This is a genomic window from Streptomyces sp. SCL15-4 (assembly GCF_033366695.1).
Classification (GTDB): Bacteria; Actinomycetota; Actinomycetes; order Streptomycetales; family Streptomycetaceae; genus Streptomyces.
The window spans coordinates 4227884-4246125 of sequence record NZ_JAOBTQ010000001.1; the positions used below are offsets into that span (position 1 = coordinate 4227884).

The 18242-nt window shown below is 71.0% G+C and carries 17 protein-coding genes and 1 tRNA gene; 10 read left to right on the plus strand and 8 right to left on the minus strand.

Translation table 11 applies throughout. From position 1 onward, the window contains the following. The first annotated feature begins 8 nt into the window (after nt 1-8). Nucleotides 9-893 carry an aminoglycoside phosphotransferase family protein gene (locus SCK26_RS18475; protein ID WP_318202408.1) on the plus strand — a complete coding sequence of 295 codons (885 nt, stop codon included), beginning with the start codon at nt 9-11 and terminating at the stop codon, nt 891-893. Between the two features lie 101 nt (nt 894-994). Then, nucleotides 995-1639: a TetR family transcriptional regulator gene (locus SCK26_RS18480; protein WP_318202409.1), complete on the plus strand. Its 645-nt coding sequence runs from the start codon at nt 995-997 to the stop codon at nt 1637-1639. A 113-nt stretch (nt 1640-1752) separates the two neighbouring features. On the opposite strand, the gene SCK26_RS18485 is transcribed toward SCK26_RS18480, so the two are convergent. Further along, nucleotides 1753-1836 (minus strand) — tRNA-Leu (locus SCK26_RS18485). A gap of 469 nt (nt 1837-2305) precedes the next feature. Between SCK26_RS18485 and SCK26_RS18490 the strand changes: the two genes are divergently transcribed. The 6 genes from SCK26_RS18490 (at nt 2306) to pknB (ending at nt 10688) form a co-directional block, all read left to right on the plus strand. Then, nucleotides 2306-3172 carry a DUF3662 and FHA domain-containing protein gene (locus SCK26_RS18490; protein ID WP_318202410.1) on the plus strand — a complete coding sequence of 289 codons (867 nt, stop codon included), beginning with the start codon at nt 2306-2308 and terminating at the stop codon, nt 3170-3172. A 10-nt stretch (nt 3173-3182) separates the two neighbouring features. Then, nucleotides 3183-3713: an FHA domain-containing protein gene (locus SCK26_RS18495; RefSeq protein WP_318202411.1), complete on the plus strand. Its 531-nt coding sequence runs from the start codon at nt 3183-3185 to the stop codon at nt 3711-3713. Between the two features lie 140 nt (nt 3714-3853). Next, nucleotides 3854-5527 carry a Stp1/IreP family PP2C-type Ser/Thr phosphatase gene (locus tag SCK26_RS18500; RefSeq protein WP_318202412.1) on the plus strand — a complete coding sequence of 558 codons (1674 nt, stop codon included), beginning with the start codon at nt 3854-3856 and terminating at the stop codon, nt 5525-5527. A 27-nt stretch (nt 5528-5554) separates the two neighbouring features. Beyond that, entirely contained in the window at nt 5555-7006 is a 1452-nt protein-coding gene (locus SCK26_RS18505) for an FtsW/RodA/SpoVE family cell cycle protein (RefSeq protein ID WP_318202413.1), read from the plus strand. Beyond that, the gene (locus SCK26_RS18510) at nt 7003-8487 is read left to right on the plus strand and encodes a peptidoglycan D,D-transpeptidase FtsI family protein (protein WP_318202414.1); all 1485 of its coding nucleotides are present in this window, start codon (nt 7003-7005) and stop codon (nt 8485-8487) included. Before SCK26_RS18505 ends, SCK26_RS18510 begins: the two co-directional genes overlap by 4 nt. Nucleotides 8488-8681: 194 nt before the next feature. Then, entirely contained in the window at nt 8682-10688 is a 2007-nt protein-coding gene (gene pknB, locus SCK26_RS18515) for a Stk1 family PASTA domain-containing Ser/Thr kinase (RefSeq protein ID WP_318202415.1), read from the plus strand. A gap of 71 nt (nt 10689-10759) precedes the next feature. On the opposite strand, the gene SCK26_RS18520 is transcribed toward pknB, so the two are convergent. The 5 genes from SCK26_RS18520 to SCK26_RS18540 form a co-directional block, all read right to left on the minus strand. Next, nucleotides 10760-11515: a class E sortase gene (locus SCK26_RS18520; protein ID WP_318202416.1), complete on the minus strand. Its 756-nt coding sequence runs from the start codon at nt 11513-11515 to the stop codon at nt 10760-10762. Between the two features lie 27 nt (nt 11516-11542). Then, the gene (locus tag SCK26_RS18525; RefSeq protein WP_412080857.1) at nt 11543-12667 is read right to left on the minus strand and encodes a class E sortase; all 1125 of its coding nucleotides are present in this window, start codon (nt 12665-12667) and stop codon (nt 11543-11545) included. A gap of 716 nt (nt 12668-13383) precedes the next feature. Then, the gene (locus SCK26_RS18530) at nt 13384-14022 is read right to left on the minus strand and encodes an aminodeoxychorismate/anthranilate synthase component II (protein WP_318202417.1); all 639 of its coding nucleotides are present in this window, start codon (nt 14020-14022) and stop codon (nt 13384-13386) included. Continuing rightward, nucleotides 14019-14180, minus strand: a complete 162-nt coding sequence (locus SCK26_RS18535; protein WP_318202418.1) for a hypothetical protein — start codon at nt 14178-14180, stop codon at nt 14019-14021. Before SCK26_RS18535 ends, SCK26_RS18530 begins: the two co-directional genes overlap by 4 nt. Nucleotides 14181-14325: 145 nt before the next feature. After that, complete coding sequence (locus SCK26_RS18540) at nt 14326-15114, minus strand: DUF881 domain-containing protein (protein WP_318202419.1); 789 nt, start codon at nt 15112-15114, stop codon at nt 14326-14328. A gap of 152 nt (nt 15115-15266) precedes the next feature. Between SCK26_RS18540 and crgA the strand changes: the two genes are divergently transcribed. After that, nucleotides 15267-15521 carry a cell division protein CrgA gene (gene crgA / locus SCK26_RS18545; RefSeq protein ID WP_318202420.1) on the plus strand — a complete coding sequence of 85 codons (255 nt, stop codon included), beginning with the start codon at nt 15267-15269 and terminating at the stop codon, nt 15519-15521. A 269-nt stretch (nt 15522-15790) separates the two neighbouring features. Here the strand turns inward: crgA and SCK26_RS18550 are convergent, their stop codons facing one another. Both SCK26_RS18550 and SCK26_RS18555 read right to left on the minus strand, forming a co-directional pair. Then, on the minus strand, nt 15791-16678 hold the full coding sequence (locus SCK26_RS18550; RefSeq protein WP_318202421.1) for a rhomboid family intramembrane serine protease: 888 nt from the start codon (nt 16676-16678) through the stop codon (nt 15791-15793). A 111-nt stretch (nt 16679-16789) separates the two neighbouring features. Further along, nucleotides 16790-17320 (minus strand): peptidylprolyl isomerase, encoded by a 531-nt coding sequence (locus tag SCK26_RS18555; RefSeq protein ID WP_318202422.1) that lies wholly within the window; start codon nt 17318-17320, stop codon nt 16790-16792. Nucleotides 17321-17530: 210 nt separating this feature from the next. Here SCK26_RS18555 and SCK26_RS18560 point away from each other — a divergent pair, with 210 nt between their 5' ends. Continuing rightward, nucleotides 17531-18241 (plus strand): DUF5324 family protein, encoded by a 711-nt coding sequence (locus tag SCK26_RS18560; protein ID WP_318202423.1) that lies wholly within the window; start codon nt 17531-17533, stop codon nt 18239-18241. Nucleotide 18242: the final 1 nt, after the last annotated feature.

Here is an 18242-nt window from a genome sequence, read left to right on the forward strand (position 1 = left end):
CGGAGGGCGTGTTGAGGGAGCCGGCGCAGGTCACACCGGAAGTCCGGGACCGGCTGGTGATGCGGTTCGGGCCGACGGTGCTCGCCTGGTGCGACCGGTTGCCCGCGCTCGTCGGCGAACTCGCCGCCCGCTGGGACCTGGAGGTGGCGGCGTCGGGCGGGGGAGGCACCTCACGGGTGTTCCGCTGCGTACGGCGGGACACGGGCGCTCCGGTCTGGCTGAAACTCACGCCGGACCCCACGATCGCCCGTGAGGAGGCCGAGGCGCTGCGGGCCTGGGCGGACCGGCCGTCGGTCGTCTCCCTGCTGACGGAGGACCCCGGTCTCGGGGCCCTGCTGCTGGAACACGTGGAGCCGGGTGTGCCCGTGCGGCAGCTGTCCTGGGAGCTGTCCGACGCGGCGGCGCTGCTGCGGGAGCTGCGGGCCGGCCCGCCCGCGCCGGCGGAGAACTCGGTGCTGAGGCCCCTGTCCCACCGGGTCCGCTTCCTGTTCGGCCTGGCGGACAGGACCGGTCTCCTCCCTCCGGCGGCCCTGGGCCGGGCCCGGGAGGCGGCCCTCGCGCTCGCCGCCACCGGGTCCATGGGTCTCGTCCACGGTGATCTGCACCCGGCCAACGCGCTGTCCGGGCCCGGCGCCCGCATGGTCGCCATCGATCCCCGGCCGGCCTGGGGCGACCCGGACTTCGACGCCGTGGACTGGGCTCTGGACGGGGTCGTGGACGCGGGCGCGCTGGAGGAGCGGGTCGGGAGGCTGGCGTCCCTGGTCCCCGGCCAGTCCCCCGGCCGCGTCCTCGCCTGGTGCCGGGCGCTGGCCCCTCTCCTCGCGATCCCCAGGCTCCGCGCGGGCCGCAAGGACGCGGAAACGGCGTTCCTCGTCACTCTGACCGGCGGCTGACCCGACAGCGCGGCGACCGGCTCCCGGACCGGTCCCCGGCCGTCCGCCGACCGCGGTGGAACAATGGGCGGCGGCCTCATGCGTCAGGAAGGTGTAGGCCCATGACCACCCGACCCGGTCTGCGGGAGCGGAAGAAGGCCAAGACCCGCCGCCTTCTCCGGCAGGAAGCCCTCCGCCTTTTCGTGGAGCAGGGATACGACGACACCACCGTCGAACAGATCTGCGACGCGGCCGATATCTCGCCGAGCACGTTCTTCCGTTACTTCCCGACGAAGGAGGACGTGGTCCTCACCGACGATCCCGACGACCTCGGCGACCTCGGTGACTTCGGGAACTTCGGCGACCTCGGCGGCTTCGATCCGCTCGCGGAGGAGCCGCCCGCCGCACCCGGTCCGGCCGGGCCGCCGGCGGACGACGCGGTGCGGGCGACGCTCCACGAGCTGCTCGCCCGGCGCGTCGGCCGGGACCGGGACACCGTGCTGGCCCGGCTCGCTCTGGCCGCGCGGGTCCGGCCCCTGCGCGCGCGGCTGTGGCAGCGGCAGGAGGCGCAGGTGGCGCACACGGCGGCGCTGCTCGCCCGGCGCACCGGCAGGGACGAGCACGCGTACGAGGTGAGGCTGATCGCGGCCGTCCTCACCGCGGCGGCCACCGAGACCCTCATGTACTGGGCGGAACGAAACGGCGAGCCCGGCCTCGCGGACCTCGTCACCCGGGCACTGGACCGCCTCGGCGACCTCCGCCTGTGATCCGGCCCGCCAACTCGGCCCGGCCCACCGGATCCTGAGAGCTTCCTCACAGGAACACCGAACCGGGAAAAGAGAAGTGGGCGGTCTCTGAGAGACCGCCCACTTCTGCGTTGTGCGCGAGGGGGGAGTTGAACCCCCACGCCCTTTCGGGCACTGGAACCTGAATCCAGCGCGTCTGCCTATTCCGCCACCCGCGCATTGGGTGTGTCTTCCGGTTCCTTCCCTTTCGGGCTGGCCCCTTCCGACATCGAGAACATTAGCACGACGTCCGGGGTGGATTCACATCCCTTCCCGGCGGCCCCCCAACCCGCCTTCCCGCCGGTCCCGGGCCCCGCCGGGCGGCCGGTGCGCGGGCCGCCCGTCCCCCGTCTCCCGGCGGTCCCGTCCGTCTCGGTAAGACGCGGTTCACGTATCAACCTCGTACCGGTCCCGGCCGTCTCCCCGGAAGGCGGGCCGGGCGCACAGCCGGGTGCGGGACACTGGTCTTCGCCCGCCTCTACGATCCATGGCAGCAGGACACGCGCCAGGAGTTCGAAGGGGAGCGGCTGGGGGAACCGGCTGATTGGCGGGCGCGTAGATACGATCAGTAAGCAGTACCCGGCAGTACCCCGGCAAGGCAGCGGCACACAGCAAGGCAAGACGACGGCAGGGACGGAGGAGGTGCCCATGGGAGTCCTGAAGAAGTTCGAGCAGCGTCTCGAAGGTCTGGTGAACGGCACCTTCGCCAAGGTCTTCAAGTCCGAGGTCCAGCCCGTGGAGATCGCCGGTGCGCTCCAGCGGGAGTGCGACAACAACGCCACCATCTGGAACCGCGACCGCACCGTCGTGCCCAACGACTTCATCGTGGAGCTGAGCGCGCCGGACTACGAGCGCCTCAGCCCCTACTCCGGGCAGCTCGGCGACGAGCTGGCCGGCATGGTGCGCGACTACGCCAAGCAGCAGCGCTACACCTTCATGGGCCCGATCAAGGTCAACCTGGAGAAGGCCGACGACCTGGACACCGGCCTGTACCGGGTGCGCTCGCGCACCCTCGCCTCCTCCAGCGACCAGCAGGGCCAGCAGGCCCCGCCCGCACCGGCGGCCGGCCGTCCCGCGCCCGGCGCCCCCGGCGGCTACGGCTATCCGCAGCCCGCCCCGCCCGCCGGCGCCCCGCCGATGCCTCCCACGCCGCCGCCCGGCGCCCGCCCCGGCGGGTACGGCTATCCGCAGCCCGCCACCCAGCGGCCCGCCGCGGCCCCGATGGGCGGCGCGCGCACCCGCTACTGGATCGAGATCAACGGCACCCGCCACCAGATCTCCCGCCCGACGCTGGTGCTGGGCCGCAGCACCGACGCCGACGTGCGGATCGACGACCCCGGCGTCTCCCGCCGGCACTGCGAGATCCGGACCGGAACGCCCTCGACGATCCAGGATCTCGGCTCCACCAACGGCATCGTGGTGGACGGGCAGCACACCACCCGCGCTACGCTCCGCGACGGCTCGCGGATCGTCGTGGGCAGCACCACCGTTATCTATAGGCAAGCCGAAGGGTGAAGCGGGGGCAATGTCAGAGCTGACCCTCACGGTCATGCGGCTGGGTTTCCTGGCCGTACTGTGGCTGTTCGTGATCGTGGCCGTGCAGGTCATCCGGAGCGACTTGTTCGGTACGCGCGTCACCCAGCGCGGATCGCGTAGGGAGGCGGCCCGGCCCCAGCAGGGCGGGCGGCAGCAGGCCCGGCAGCAGGCCGCGCCGCCGCCGCAGCGCGGCCAGCAGGGCGGCGGCGGCCGACGCGGTCGCAACGCCCCCACCAAGCTGGTGGTGACCGAGGGCACACTCACCGGCACCACCGTCGCGCTGCAGGGCCAGACCATCACCCTGGGCCGGGCGCACGACTCCACGATCGTGCTGGACGACGACTACGCCTCCAGCCGCCATGCCAGGATCTATCCGGACCAGAACGGCCAGTGGATCATCGAGGATCTCGGTTCCACCAACGGCACGTACCTGGACCGGACCCGGCTGACGACCCCCACACCGATCCCGCTGGGCGCGCCGATCCGCATCGGCAAGACCGCGATCGAGCTGCGGAAGTAGTGCCACGTCATGAATAAGCGCGAGCGGAGCGAGCACGCCGCGGCAGGCCGCCACCCGGTCTCCGGCGCGCTCCCGACCGGAGGGTGGGCAGTGTGGCTCGACACGACCGGCTGCATTCGGAGCCGACGGGCGAGGTGCGCATGAGTCTGTCACTGCGCTTCGCCGCCGGATCGCACGAGGGCATGATCCGCGGCCACAACGAGGACTCCGGCTACGCCGGCCCGCGCCTGCTGGCGATCGCCGACGGCATGGGCGGCCAGGCGGCCGGCGAGGTCGCCTCCTCCGAGGTGATCTCCACCATCGTCGCGCTCGACGACGACGTGCCCGGCTCCGACATCCTCACTTCCCTAGGCGTCGCCGTGCAGCGCGCCAACGACCAGCTGCGCGCCATGGTCCAGGAGGACCCGCAGCTGGAGGGCATGGGCACCACCCTGACCGCCCTGCTGTGGACCGGACAGCGGCTCGGCCTGGTCCACGTCGGCGACTCGCGCGCCTATCTGCTGCGGGACGGCGTCCTCACCCAGATCACCCAGGACCACACCTGGGTGCAGCGGCTCGTCGACGAGGGCCGCATCACCGAGGAAGAGGCCACCACCCACCCGCAGCGCTCCCTGCTGATGCGCGCCCTCGGCAGCAGCGAGCACGTCGAGCCCGACCTCTCCATCCGCGAGGTCCGCGCCGGCGACCGCTACCTGATCTGTTCCGACGGCCTGTCCGGCGTGGTCTCCCACCAGACGATGGAGGAGACCCTCGCCAGCTACCAGGGCCCGCAGGAGACCGTGCAGGAGCTGATCCAGCTCGCGCTGCGCGGCGGCGGACCCGACAACATCACCGTCATCGTCGCCGACGTGCTGGACCTGGACCAGGGCGACACCCTCGCCGGCCAGCTGTCGGACCAGCCGGTGGTGGTCGGCGCGGTCGCCGAGAACCAGCACCACCCGCAGGACAACGGCATCATGCAGACCCCGGCCGGCCGCGCCGCCCACCTGGGCCGCCAGGGACACGGCGGCGGCGAGTTCGGCCCGCCCGGCTCCGGCGACCCCGGCTACGCCCCGGCCGACGGCTTCGGCGAGTACGCCGACGACGACTTCACCAAGCCGCGCAAGCAGCGCAGATGGCTGAAGACCTCGCTCTACGGCGCCCTCGCCCTGGCCGTCGTCGGCGGCGGACTGTACGGCGGCTACCGCTGGACGCAGACGCAGTACTACGTCGGCGCCAAAGGGGAGCACGTCGCGCTCTACCGCGGGATCAGCCAGGACCTGGCCTGGGTGTCGCTGTCGAAGGTGGAGAAGGACCATCCCGAGATCGAACTCAAGTACCTGCCGCCGTACCAGCAGAAGCAGGTGAAGGCCACGATCGCCGAAGGCGGCCTCCAGTCGGCCCGGACGAAGGTCGAGGAGCTGGCCGTGCAGGCCTCCGCCTGCCGGAAGCAGGCCGAGCGCAAGGCGGCCGACGAGGCCGCGCGCAACGCCAAGAACGGCAAGGACAAGGCCGGGAGTCCGGAAGACACCGGAAACACCGGCACCACCGGTGCCACCGACGGCACCACCGGTGCCGGTACCGGTACCGGCACCACCGCGGGTACGGGCACGCAGACCGCGTTCTCCGCGGACTCCGCCGCGCCGGTCACCGCCCTCGCCGTCCAGGCCGCCCTCGTCACGAAGGCCTCCCCGGCCCCGAACCCGTCGGCCTCGAAGGCGCCCCCGGCGTCCCCTTCGAAGTCTCCGTCCACGACCCCGTCCGCGACCCCCAGCCCCGGCCCCACTCTCTCGGAGGATGAGCAGAAGGTCGTCTCGCTGTGCGGTAAGCAGTAGGCAAGCCGTGAGAGGCCCCGTCACACGATGAGCAGTTCTACGAATACGCCGACGCATCACACGTCCACGATCGGCGCCATCGGCGCGCCGAGCCGCCGCAACACCGAGCTGGCCCTGCTGGTCTTCGCCGTGGCCATCCCGGTGTTCGCCTACGCCAACGTGGGCCTGGCCATCAGCGACCAGGTCCCGTCCGGGCTGCTCAGCTACGGCCTGGGCCTCGGTCTGCTGGCCGGCGTCGCCCATCTCGTCGTACGGAAGTTCGCGCCGTACGCGGACCCGCTGCTGCTGCCGCTGGCCACCCTGCTCAACGGGCTGGGACTGGTCGTCATCTGGCGGCTGGACCAGTCCAAGCTGCTCCAGTCGCTCAGAGGCTTCTCCCCGGCCGCGCCGCGCCAGCTGCTGTACACGGCGCTGGCCATCGCCGTGTTCGCCGTCGTGCTGATCTTCCTCAAGGACCACCGGGTCCTGCAGCGCTACACCTACATCTCGATGTTCTGCGCCCTGGTGCTGCTCATCCTGCCGCTGGTGCCGGGCCTCGGGGCCAACATCTACGGCGCGAAGATCTGGATCCGGATCCCCGGACTGGGCTCCCTCCAGCCCGGCGAGTTCGCCAAGATCGTCCTCGCCGTCTTCTTCGCCGGGTACCTGATGGTGAAGCGGGACGCGCTGGCCCTGGCCAGCCGCCGGTTCATGGGCCTGTACCTGCCGCGCGGCCGCGACCTCGGCCCGATCCTGGTCGTCTGGGCGATCTCGATCCTCATCCTGGTCTTCGAGACGGACCTCGGCACCTCGCTGCTGTTCTTCGGAATGTTCGTCATCATGCTGTACGTCGCCACCGAGCGGACCAGCTGGATCGTCTTCGGTCTGCTGATGTCCGCGGCCGGCGCCGTCGGCGTGGCGAGCTTCGAGCCGCACATCCAGACGCGTGTGCGCGCCTGGCTCGACCCGATGCGCGAGTACGAGCTGAGCCGCCAGATCACCCATGACGGCATCCTCCACTCCGACCAGCTCCAGCAGTCCCTGTGGGCGTTCGGCTCCGGCGGCACCCTCGGCACCGGCTGGGGCCAGGGTCACTCGGACCTGATCAAGTTCGCCGCCAACTCCGACTTCGTCCTCGCCACGTTCGGCGAGGAACTGGGCCTGGCCGGCGTCATGGCGATCCTGCTGATCTACGGCCTGATCGTGGAGCGCGGCGTGCGCACCGCCCTCGCCGCCCGCGACCCGTTCGGCAAGCTGCTCGCCATCGGCCTGTCCGGCGCCTTCGCCCTCCAGATCTTCGTGGTGGCCGGCGGTGTCATGGGGCTCATCCCGCTGACCGGTATGACCATGCCGTTCCTGGCCTCCGGTGGTTCCTCCGTGCTGGCCAACTGGGCCCTGATCGCCATCCTGATCCGGATCAGCGACACCGCCCGCCGGCCGGCCCCGGCCCCCGCGACCAACCCCGACGCCGAGATGACCCAGGTGGTCCGCCCGTCATGAACAAGCCCCTGCGCCGGATCGCGATCTTCTGCGGCCTGCTGGTGCTGACCCTGCTGCTGCGGGACAACTGGCTCCAGTACGTCAGGGCCGACGGCCTCAAGGACGATCCGAAGAACCGCCGTGTCACGATCGCCCGCTACGCCACCCCGCGCGGCGACATCATCGTCGGCGGCGACCCGATCACCGGGTCGGCCGAGTCCAGCAAGAGCGGTCTGAACGACCTGAAGTACAAGCGGACCTACAAGAACGGGCCCATGTGGGCGCCGGTCACCGGGTACGCCTCGCAGGCCTTCGGCGCCACCCAGCTGGAGTCCCTGGAGGACGGCATCCTCACCGGCAACGACGACCGGCTGTTCTTCCGCAAGACCCTGGACATGATCACGGGCAAGGAGCAGCAGGGCGGCAACGTCGTCACCACGCTCAACGCGGGCGCGCAGAAGGCCGCGTTCGAGGGCCTGAAGAAGCAGGGCGGCAAGGGCGCGGTGGTCGCCCTGGAGCCGTCCACGGGCAAGATCCTGGCGCTGGCCTCCTACCCGTCGTACGACCCCTCGTCCTTCGCGGGCAACACCGACGACGACGCGGCGGCCTGGAAGAAGCTCCAGAAGAAATACAACCCCGCGGACCCGATGCTGAACCGGGCGCTGCGCGAGACCTATCCGCCGGGCTCGACCTTCAAGGTGGTCACGGCCGCCGCGGCGCTGGAGAACGGCAAGTACACCTCGGCCGACCAGCGGACCGAGTCGCCGCTGCCGTGGACCATGCCGGGCACCACGACCGAGCTGAAGAACGAGGGCAGCATCCCGTGCGAGAACGCGACCATGCGGGTCGCGCTCCAGTACTCCTGCAACACCGTCTTCGGCAAGATCGGCTCCGACCTCGGCAACGACAAGATGCTGGAGGAGGCGAAGAAGTTCGGGTTCGACTCCGAGCAGTTCACCCCGGTCCGCGCGACCGCCTCGGTGTTCTCCGACGACATGAACCAGTCGCAGACCGCGCTGTCCTCCATCGGCCAGTACAACACCGCCGCCACTCCGCTGCAGATGGCGATGGTGGCCTCGGCGGTCGCCAACGACGGCAAGCTGATGAAGCCGTACATGGTCGACGCCCTCCAGTCCCCCAACCTGGACCCGGTCGCCAAGACCGAGCCGGAGGAGCTGAGCCGGCCGCTGTCGCCGAAGAACGCGCAGATCCTGCAGGACATGATGCAGACGGTGGTCGAGAAGGGCACCGGCACGAACGCGAAGATCGACGGCGTCACGGTCGGCGGCAAGACCGGTACCGCCCAGCACGGCGTGGAGAACAGCGAGAACCCGTACGCGTGGTTCATCTCCTACGCCAAGCTGCCCGACGGCAGCTCGCCGGTGGCGGTGGCCGTAGTAGTCGAGGACGAGGGCGCCAACCGCGACGACATCTCCGGTGGCGGCCTGGCCGCGCCGATCGCGAGGAACGTCATGAAGGCGGTCGTCAACTCCAAGAAGTGACCGCCCGGGACCAGAGAAGTGACGCCGCTCACACCTCTTTCACATCGTCGCACGTTGCGATACCGGTCCCGTATCGGGTTACGGGCTTGGCCAGGTCACACAGAGCGAGCCGGGTACGGTAGGCCCGGACGGCAGCGCCTCCGGCCGCGCACAGGGGCGCGGCCGAGACCGACGGAGAGGGCTGGTAGGTAGCTATGGAAGAGCCGCGTCGCCTCGGCGGCCGGTACGAGCTGGGCCAGGTGCTCGGCCGCGGTGGCATGGCCGAGGTCTACCTCGCGCACGACACCCGGCTCGGCCGCACCGTGGCGGTGAAGACGCTGCGCGCGGATCTCGCGCGCGACCCGTCCTTCCAGGCCCGGTTCCGCCGGGAGGCCCAGTCGGCCGCCTCGCTCAACCATCCCGCGATCGTCGCGGTCTACGACACGGGCGAGGACTACATCGACGGGGTCTCCATCCCGTACATCGTGATGGAATACGTCGACGGCTCCACGCTGCGTGAGCTGCTGCACTCCGGCCGCAAGCTGCTGCCCGAGCGGGCGATGGAGATGACCATCGGCATCCTCCAGGGCCTGGAGTACGCGCACCGCAGCGGCATCGTCCACCGGGACATCAAGCCGGCCAACGTCATGCTGACCCGGGGCGGCCAGGTCAAGGTGATGGACTTCGGCATCGCCCGCGCCATGGGCGACGCCGGCATGACCATGACCCAGACGGCGGCGGTCATCGGCACCGCCCAGTACCTCTCCCCGGAGCAGGCCAAGGGCGAGCAGGTCGACGCCCGTTCGGACCTGTACTCGACCGGCTGCCTCCTCTACGAACTGCTGACGGTACGGCCGCCGTTCGTGGGCGACTCCCCGGTCGCCGTGGCCTACCAGCACGTCCGCGAGGAGCCCCAGCCCCCGTCGGTCTTCGACCCCGAGATCACGCCCGAGATGGACGCGATCGTCCTCAAGGCGCTGGTCAAGGACCCGAACTACCGCTACCAGTCGGCCGACGAGATGCGCGCCGACATCGAGGCGTGCCTGGACGGCCAGCCGGTCGCGGCCACGGCCGCGCTGGGCGCGGTGGGCTACGGCGGCTACCCCGACGACCAGGCGACGACCGCCCTCGGCGCGGACGCGGGCGCGACCACCGTGCTGCCGCCGATGGGCCCCGACGACGGCGGCTACGGCTACGACGACCGTCCGGACCGCCGCCGGCAGCAGAAGAAGAAGTCCAGCACCGGCACGGTGCTGCTGGTGATCGCGGGCGTGCTCGTACTGGTCGGCGCGATCCTGATCGGCAAGTGGGCGTTCGCCGGCAAGAACGACGACACCTCCCTCGCGGCGCCGAACTTCGTGGGCCGCACCTACGCCGAGGCGCAGAAGATGGCGGTGAACTCCGACCTGAAACTGGCCCCGCCGACCCGCAAGGAGTGCGAGGACCAGCCCAAGGGCAAGGTCTGCACCCAGGACCCGGCGTCCGGCACGGAGGTCGAGAAGGGCGACACGATCACCCTGGTGGTCTCCAGCGGCGCGCCCAAGGTCCAGGTGCCGGACGTGCGCGGGGCCCAGTTCGACCAGGCGGAGACCCAGCTCAAGGAGAAGGGCTTCGACGTCGAGAAGAAGCTGGAGGTCTCGGACCGCACGCCGGGCGTCGTGATCGACCAGACCCCGGAGCCCGGGCTGAACAAGGAGAAGGGCACCACGATCACCCTCACGGTCGCCAAGCCCGAGGAGAAGATCGCGGTTCCCGACGTCGCCGGCAAGTCCTGTGACGAGGCCAAGGCCGTGCTCCAGGCGCAGGGTCTGGTGCCGAGCTGCACCGACACCGCGGTCACCGACCCCGCCCAGAACGGCAAGGCGCAGAACACCAACCCGCCGGCGGGCCAGCAGGTCGTCAAGAACACCAATGTGGTGATCAACGTCGGCAAGGCCCAGCCGCAGCAGTCGGCGGTGCCGCGGGTCGTGGGCCAGCGGGTGAAGGACGCCAAGAAGCTGCTTCAGCAGGCGGGCTTCAACAACATCGGGTTCGCCGAGGGCAGTTCCGGTGACGACAACGCGTTCGTCACCCAGCAGGACCCGCAGCCGGACAGCACGGCGGATCCGAACGCGACGACGGTCACGCTGACCACGATCTCCTTCGACGGCGGTCACGGGAACGGCAACGGCGGCAACGACAACGGCGGAGAGACCAACTTCTTCGGCGGCATGGGCGGCTGACGCCCGCCGTCCTCCGCGTGGGCCCTGCCGGGATGTCCGGCAGGGCCCACGCGGCGTTTCCGGCCCGGTTCTCAGCCCCGCAGTTCCTTCGGCGGGGTGCGGTCGCCGTCGACCTTCTGCACGCGGACCAGCTCGCCCCAGACGATGTAGCGGTAGCGGGAGGTGTAGACGGGGGTGCAGGTCGTCAGGGTGATGTAGTGGCCGGGCTTGGCCTTGCCGGATTCCCCGGGGACCGGGGAGAGGACCTTGACGTTGTACTTCGAGGTCTCGGGGAGGATCGAGTAGACCTTGTAGACGTACCAGTCGTCGCGGGTCTCGAAGACGATCGGGTCGCCCTTCTCCAGCTTGTCGATGTTGTGGAACTTCGCGCCGTGGCCGTCCCGGTGGGCGGCGACGGCGAAGTTGCCGTCCTTGCCGGTGGTGGGCAGCGTGGCCCTGACCGGGTCGGTGTAGTAGCCGGCCACGCCGTCGTTGAGGATGTCGGTGCCCGTGCCCTTCTCGACCAGCACCTCGCCGTTGCGCATCGCCGGCACGTGCAGGAACCCGATGCCGTCCTTGGTGTCGAGCGCGCCGGGACCGGAGTCCTTCTGCCGCGCCCAGTGCTCGCGCACCTGGTCGGCCTTCCGGTCGGCCTTGCGGTCCGCTATGACGTTCGTCCACCACAGCGAGTAGACGACGAACAGGCCGAGCAGCACGCCCGCCGTGATGAGGAGTTCGCCGAAGACGCTGACCGCCAGCGCGATCCGGCCGGGGCGCCGGCGGCGCGGGGCCGGGTCCGGTTCGGGCGCGTCCGTGGTCTCTTCGGTCTCGTCGGCGGTCGCTGCCACAGTTCCTCTGCCCTTACTCGGTGAGCCCTACTCGATGAGCGCGTCCGGCTTGCCCTTGCTGCGCGGGCGTTCCTGGACCATCTTGCCCCAGACGATCAGCCGGTACTTGCTGGTGAACTCCGGTGTGCAGGTGGTGAGGGTGATGTAGCGGCCGGGGCCGGTGAGGCCGGAGCCCGGCGGGACGGGGTCCAGCACGCTGGTGTTGGACGGCGGGGTCACCGGGAGCGTCGAGGTGACCTTGTACACGAAGTACGTGTCCTGCGTCTCGACCACGACCGCGTCACCGGGGGTGAGGCGGTTGATGTACCGGAACGGCTCGCCGTGCGTGTTGCGGTGCGCGGCGAGACCGAAGTTGCCGGTCCTGTCCTCGGGCATCGCCGTCTTCAGCGGTGCCTCGCCGTAGTGCCCGATCATGCCCTTGTCGAGCACCTTCTTGTTGCTGACGCCCTCCGCGATGGGCGCGACGACGTCCAGCTTCGGGATGTGCAGGATGGCGAAGCCCTGTCCCGGCTCGAAGACGCCCGGGCTGCGCTTGCCGCTGGCCCAGTCGTCCTGGAGCCGGTGCGTGGCGCTGCCGGCCTGCGCGTGCGCGCGGACGTTGGTCCACCACAGCTGGTAGGTGACGAACAGCAGCATCAGCACGCCGGTGGTGATGAAGACCTCGCCGATGGCCCGGCTCGCCACGGTCGCCGCGCCGGGCTTGCGCAGCCGGGCCTGGCGCCGGGCCTCCACCCGGGTCAGGGGGCGCTGCGGGTCGCGTTCCACCGGGGGCACGCCGCCGGCCCGGCGCCCGCCGCGCCGCTTGGCGGCCTTTCTGCGGGCCGCACGTCCGCCGGTCGCGACAGGAACGGCCCCGGCCCCCGGAGAGCCCCCAGAGGCCCCCGCGAACGCACCGGGCCGCCCCTCCACCACCCGCAGAGCCATCGTCTCGTCATCACCGCCCACCCCTCGGGCAGCGGCCACCCGGGGCAACGGCGCAGCCGGAGACTCCCCGGTCACCCGTGGCAACGACGCCGGCAAGGACTCACCCGTGACCCGCGGCAGCGGCGCCGTCAGCGCATCTCCGGTCCCCCGGGGCGGACGGGCCGTCGGAGACTCCCCGGTCACCCGGGGCAGCGAGGGCGTCAACGGCTCACCCGTGACCCGCCGCAGCGGGGCCGTCAGGGGGTCCACGGGCACCCGGAGCGACCCAGCGGACGAAGACTCCCCGGCCACCCGGGGCAGCCGGGCCGCCAAAGGATCGCCCGCGACCTCGCGCGACGGACCGGACACGGACTCACCCGCCACCCGATGAGCCGACGCGCTCCCACGGCCCCCGGCCACGCCTGGCAGCGGCGCCGGCAAGGACTCACCCGTGACCCGCCGCAGCGGGGCCGTCAGGGAGTCACCGGGCACTCGGGGCGACCCAGCGGACGAAGACTCCCCGGTCACCCGGGGCAGCCGGGCCGTCAGTGGATCGCCCGACACGGACTCACCCGCCACCCGATGGGTCGGCGCGCTCCCACGGCCCCCGGTCACCGGAGACTGCGGCACACTCCAAGGCTCCCCGGGCACCCGCGACGAACGCGCAGTCGGAGGATCACCGGCCACCCGGGGCGGCGGCGCCGGCAAGGGCTCGTCCGTGACCCGCCGCAGCGGGGCCGTCAGGGGGTCCACGGGCACCCGGGGCGACCCGGCGGACGGAGACTCCCCGGGTACCCGGGACGGGCCGGCAGCCGGAGGCTCTTCAACGGGCCTGGAGGGTGGTGGGGTGTTGCGGGGTGGCCGGGGTTCGGCCGGGTGGTGGCGCGGGTGGGGCCGCGCGCCGGCGGAGGGCTCGTACGGGCTTCCGGCGCCGTACAAGTCCTCGCGCTCGGGGCGCGGCGCGGTCACGCCGTGGCCCTGCCCACCACCGGGGCGAGCCCCGCCGACCGTGCCACGGCCTCGGGGTCGCCGCACTCCTCGAGCCAGTTGGCCAGCATCCGGTGGCCGTGCTCGGTCAGCACCGACTCGGGATGGAACTGCACGCCCTCGACGCGGTGCTCGCGGTGCCGCAGGCCCATGATGATGCCGTCCGGGGTGCGGGCGGTCACCTCCAGCTCGGCCGGGACCGTGGCCGGTTCGGCGGCCAGGGAGTGGTAGCGGGTCGCGGTGAAGGGGGAGGGCAGGCCGGCGAAGACGCCCTTGCCCTCGTGCTCGACCAGCGAGGTCTTGCCGTGCAGCAGCTCGGGCGCCCGGTCGACCACACCGCCGTACGCCACCTGCATCGACTGCATGCCGAGGCACACCCCGAAGACCGGCACCCCGGTGGCCGCGCAGTGCCGGACCATGTCCACGCACACGCCGGCCTCCTCCGGCGTCCCGGGCCCGGGGGAGAGCAGCACGCCGTCGAAGCCGGCCTCGGCGTGCGAGGTTGTCACCTCGTCGTTGCGCAGCACCTCGCACTCCGCGCCCAGCTGGTACAGGTACTGCACGAGGTTGAAGACGAAGCTGTCGTAGTTGTCGACGACGAGAATCCGCGCACTCACTGGTTGTCCACCGTCACATCGTTGAAGGGCAGCAGTGGTTCGGCCCAGGGGAAGACGTACTGGAAGAGGACGTAGACCACGGCCAGGACCAGGACCAGCGCGATCAGTGCCTTCATCCACGCGTTGCCCGGCAGATGCCGCCAGATCCAGCCGTACATGCCGTCCCTTGCCGTCCCTTCCGTATCCCCTACGGCACCAGACCCACGCCGTACGTCACCAGACTAGCGGCGCGGGGCCTGCGGTTGGCCTGTGTCCACAGGCTCGGTGGCGTCGGGACGCGCCCGCCGGATCAGCCGGGGACGGCTATCCCACCGGCTTGGCGTAGTGCAGGTCCACCGTCCCGGAGTAGCCGGGAAGGGTCACCGTGCCGTCGTCGGTGACCTCCCAGCCGAGGCCGTAGACGTTGACGTAGACCATGTAGGTCTGGATCGCCTTGCTGTCCGCGAGGGCCTGCTTGAGCCGGTCCGGGTCGCCGACCGCGGTGATCTTGTACGGCGGCGAGTAGACGCGGCCCTGGAGGATCAGCGTGTTGCCGACGCAGCGCACCGCGCTGGTGGAGATCAGCCGCTGGTCCATGACCCTGATGCCCTTGGCACCGCCCTGCCACAGCGCGTTCACCACGGCCTGGAGGTCCTGCTGGTGGATGACCAGGTAGTCGGGCTGCGGCTCGGGATAGCCGGGGAGCTTGGCGGTGGCGTCGGGCGGGGCGTCGTTCAGGGTGACGGTGACGGCCCTGCCGGTCAGCTTGTCGGTGCCCGCGCTCCGCTCCAGCCCGCTGAGCTTCTCGTCCTCGGCCTTGGTGCTGCCGTCGTCGCTCTCGGCCAGCGACTCCACACTGTCGCGCAGGGTCGCGTTGGACTCGTCCAGCCCCTTGTTCTTGCGGCTGCGCTGCTGGATCAGGTCGGACAGCTTCAGCAGGGAGCCGTCCTGGCGGATGTCGGTGCCCTTGGCCGTGTCGAAGCTGGTGAAGAAGATCAGCCCGGCGAGGGCGAAGACGGCCGCGGTGAGAACGCGCACCGGCCGGAAGCGCGGCCGGCGGCCGGTGCCGGAGCCCGTTGCCCCCGTCCCGGGGGAGTCGGCAGAATTGCTCAACGTACCCTTATCTCCTTCGGCGCCACGGAAGCACTACGCTAACGGACGCCCGGGGGAGCACACAGAGTCGTCATGTTGGCCCCTTGTACGCTGCCCCGAGCCCGACCCAGATCCCTGCGCGGCCACGCAGCGCATCGACAGGAGAGACCCTCGTGCCGAAGTCACGTATCCGCAAGAAGGCCGACTTCACGCCGCCGCCGGCGAGGCAGGCGCAGGCCATCAGGCTGACCAACCGGGCCTGGGTCGCACCGGTCATGCTGGCCATGTTCCTGATCGGCCTGGCCTGGATCGTCGTCTTCTATGTGACGGACGGCTCGCTGCCCGTCGACAGCCTGGACAACTGGAACATCGTGGTCGGCTTCGGCTTCATCGCCGCCGGGTTCGGTGTCTCCACGCAGTGGAAGTAGCCTCGCGCACAGCTCTGCCCAGGGTTATCCACTGAGTTATCCACAGCCGTTGTCCACAGTGGGGAAAAAGAACGACGATCTGTGGATAACCTGTCGGGTGTTGACGCCGGTGTGACTGGTCCAACACTTTTCAGACACCCGTTCGCCCCCTGTCCGACCTGCGGAAACACATCCGAGCGACAGGGGGCACAGCTGTGTCCGCACCGTATGCACAAGATCGGGCGCATGCTGTGGACAACGGTTCGGGGACAGCGTGTTCCCTGGTCCCGTCAGGTGAGCTGGGCGGTTCTGATCAAGGCGAGCGCCAGGGCCAGCGCCAGGACCACGGCACAGGTGCCGTACTGCACCAGCGCCCGCCGCTCGCGCGGGGCGTGCACCATCGCATAGCCCGTGACGACGCCGGCGACGAGCCCGCCGATGTGCGCCTGCCAGGAGATGTGCATCGACGGGTTGAAGGTGAAGATCATGTTGATCACCAGCAGGGCGACGACCGGCCGCAGGTCGTAGTTGAGCCGGCGCATCAGCACGGCGGTGGCGCCGAAGAGGCCGTAGAGCGCGCCCGAGGCGCCGAGCATCGGGGCATCGGGCGGCGTGAGCAGATAGGCCAGCGCACCGCCGGACAGCCCGGAGACGAAGTACACCGCCAGGTAACGCGACCGGCCGAGGGCCGCCTCCAGCGGGCCGCCGACCCACCACAGGCTGAGCATGTTGAAGCCGATGTGCCAGTACGCCTCGTGCGCGAACATCGACGACACGAAGCGGTACCACTCGCCTCCGGCGACCCCCGAGGTCGGCGTGAACGGCTTCTCGGGCAGGCCGCCGAAGAGCACAACGTCGTACAGGAACGACGGGTTGGCCTTGATCGCGACGAACATCGCGAGGTTGATCCCGATGAGGATCTTGGTGAGCAGCCGGGGATCGGCCGTGACCGTGCCGCCGGCCAGCGTGCGCGGCCGGGAGACCCGCGGGGCGGGGCCCTCGCCGGCCGTGCCGCGGACGCAGTCCGGGCACTGGAACCCGACCGAGGCGCTGACCATGCACTCCGGGCAGACGGGCCGTTCACAGCGGGTGCAGCGCACGCCGGTCTCGCGGTCCGGGTGCCGGTAGCACACGGGCGCGCTGTGGGCGTCCCGCGCGCTCCCTGCGGACTGCTCCATCAGATCCCCTTGCTCGTCGTGTCCGTGGCTGACGTCACCATCCTGCCCCCTTCATCCTTACGGACGAGCACGGTGCCGGGTTCCCGCGCGGGAAGGCGCGGTGCGGCGGGCTCAGCTCTCGCGGGTCTCGACGAGCACCGTCTCCAGCACGACGTCGGTCAGCGGCCGGTCGTTGCGTCCCGTCGGCACGCACGCGATGGCGTCCACGACCTTGCGCCCGGCCGGGGTGCTGACCTCGCCGAAGATGGTGCGCTTGCCGTTCAGCCAGGTGCTCGGGGTGACGGTGATGAAGAACTGCGAGCCGTTGGTGCCCGGGCCGGCGCTGGCCATCGCCATCAGATACGGCGTGTCGAAGGCGAGGTCGGGGTGGCACTCGTCCTCGAAGCCGTAGCCGGGGCCGCCGAGTCCGTTGCCCAGCGGGTCGCCGCCCTGGATCATGAAGCCGCCGATCACCGAGTGGAAGACCGTGCCGTCGTAGAGCCGGTCCCTGCTGCGCACGCCGGTGCGGGGATGGACCCACTCGCGTTCGCCGCGCGCCAGTTCCACGAAGTTCCTGACCGTGACGGGCGCGTGCAGCGGGAAGAGGCGGATCTCGATGTCGCCGAGAGTGGTCTTCAAGGTGGCGTAGAGCTGCTCGGCCACGGTCCGCCTTCCGTCGTCGTTCCACCGCGGTCCTTTGATCCTTCCACGCCCCCGGCCCGCCGACGCCCGGTGGCGACCGCCCGGATCGATCCGACATCATCGGTCGGCACCCATATGCCCGCCCGCGCGTGCCGCACCGGCGCTCGGCAGGCATGATCCGTAAAAGGGTGGAAAGTCGAAATACCGTACGCCACCGAGGAGGAGGAACCCGTGACCCGCATTGACAGCGTGCGCGCCGCGACCGGCTCGGCGAAGGACAGCGTGCTGCACGCCGCGGAAGTGGTGGCGCCCTACGCCGACACCGCCAAGGAGCGTGCCGCGTACTACGCGCAGGAGGCACGCGTACGGCTGGCGCCCGTGGTGTCGCAGGCCGCGGAGCAGGCCCGCGTGCAGTACGACGCCCGGCTCGCCCCGCGCCTCGAACAGGCCCTCGCCCATGTGCCGCCGAAGGTGGACCTGGCCGCCCAGGAAGCCGCCCTTCGCACCCGCAAGGCTGCCCGGCAGGCCGCCCTGTACTCCCGTCCGAAGATCGAGCAGGCGGTGGCGGCGACCGCCCCCGTGCGCGACGAGGCCGCCGCGCGCGGCGCCGCCGCGATGGCCGCGCTGCGCGGTCAGGTCTCGGCCGAGGACGTCCAGAAGCTGGTCCGGCGCCGGCAGCGGCGGTCCCGGACCGGCCGCACCGTGAAGGTGTGCGCGGTGCTGACCGTCCTGGCGGGCGGCGCCTTCGCGGCCTGGAAGTGGTGGGACAAGCAGGCCAACCCCGACTGGCTGGTCGAGCCGCCCGCCCCGACGGAGGTCCCCGACTCGCCCCGGCTCACCTCCGTGGACGGCACCGGCCCGGCCGGACTGGACCCCGAGGTGCGGGCCAAGCAGGACGAGACGGACGCGGAGGGCACCACCGGCGAGGACGACCGGCCCTGAG

What these genes read in the sequence shown, in the direction of transcription:
- SCK26_RS18510 (WP_318202414.1), top strand. Translation starts at nt 7,003, where the DNA reads ATGAACAAGCCCCTGCGCCGGATCGCGATCTTCTGCGGCCTGCTGGTG.
- SCK26_RS18550 (WP_318202421.1), bottom strand. Translation starts at nt 16,678, where the DNA reads ATGGAGCAGTCCGCAGGGAGCGCGCGGGACGCCCACAGCGCGCCCGTG.
- SCK26_RS18505 (WP_318202413.1), top strand. Translation starts at nt 5,555, where the DNA reads ATGAGCAGTTCTACGAATACGCCGACGCATCACACGTCCACGATCGGC.
- SCK26_RS18500 (WP_318202412.1), top strand. Translation starts at nt 3,854, where the DNA reads ATGAGTCTGTCACTGCGCTTCGCCGCCGGATCGCACGAGGGCATGATC.
- SCK26_RS18490 (WP_318202410.1), top strand. Translation starts at nt 2,306, where the DNA reads ATGGGAGTCCTGAAGAAGTTCGAGCAGCGTCTCGAAGGTCTGGTGAAC.
- pknB (WP_318202415.1), top strand. Translation starts at nt 8,682, where the DNA reads ATGGAAGAGCCGCGTCGCCTCGGCGGCCGGTACGAGCTGGGCCAGGTG.
- SCK26_RS18480 (WP_318202409.1), top strand. Translation starts at nt 995, where the DNA reads ATGACCACCCGACCCGGTCTGCGGGAGCGGAAGAAGGCCAAGACCCGC.
- SCK26_RS18495 (WP_318202411.1), top strand. Translation starts at nt 3,183, where the DNA reads ATGTCAGAGCTGACCCTCACGGTCATGCGGCTGGGTTTCCTGGCCGTA.
- SCK26_RS18535 (WP_318202418.1), bottom strand. Translation starts at nt 14,180, where the DNA reads ATGTACGGCTGGATCTGGCGGCATCTGCCGGGCAACGCGTGGATGAAG.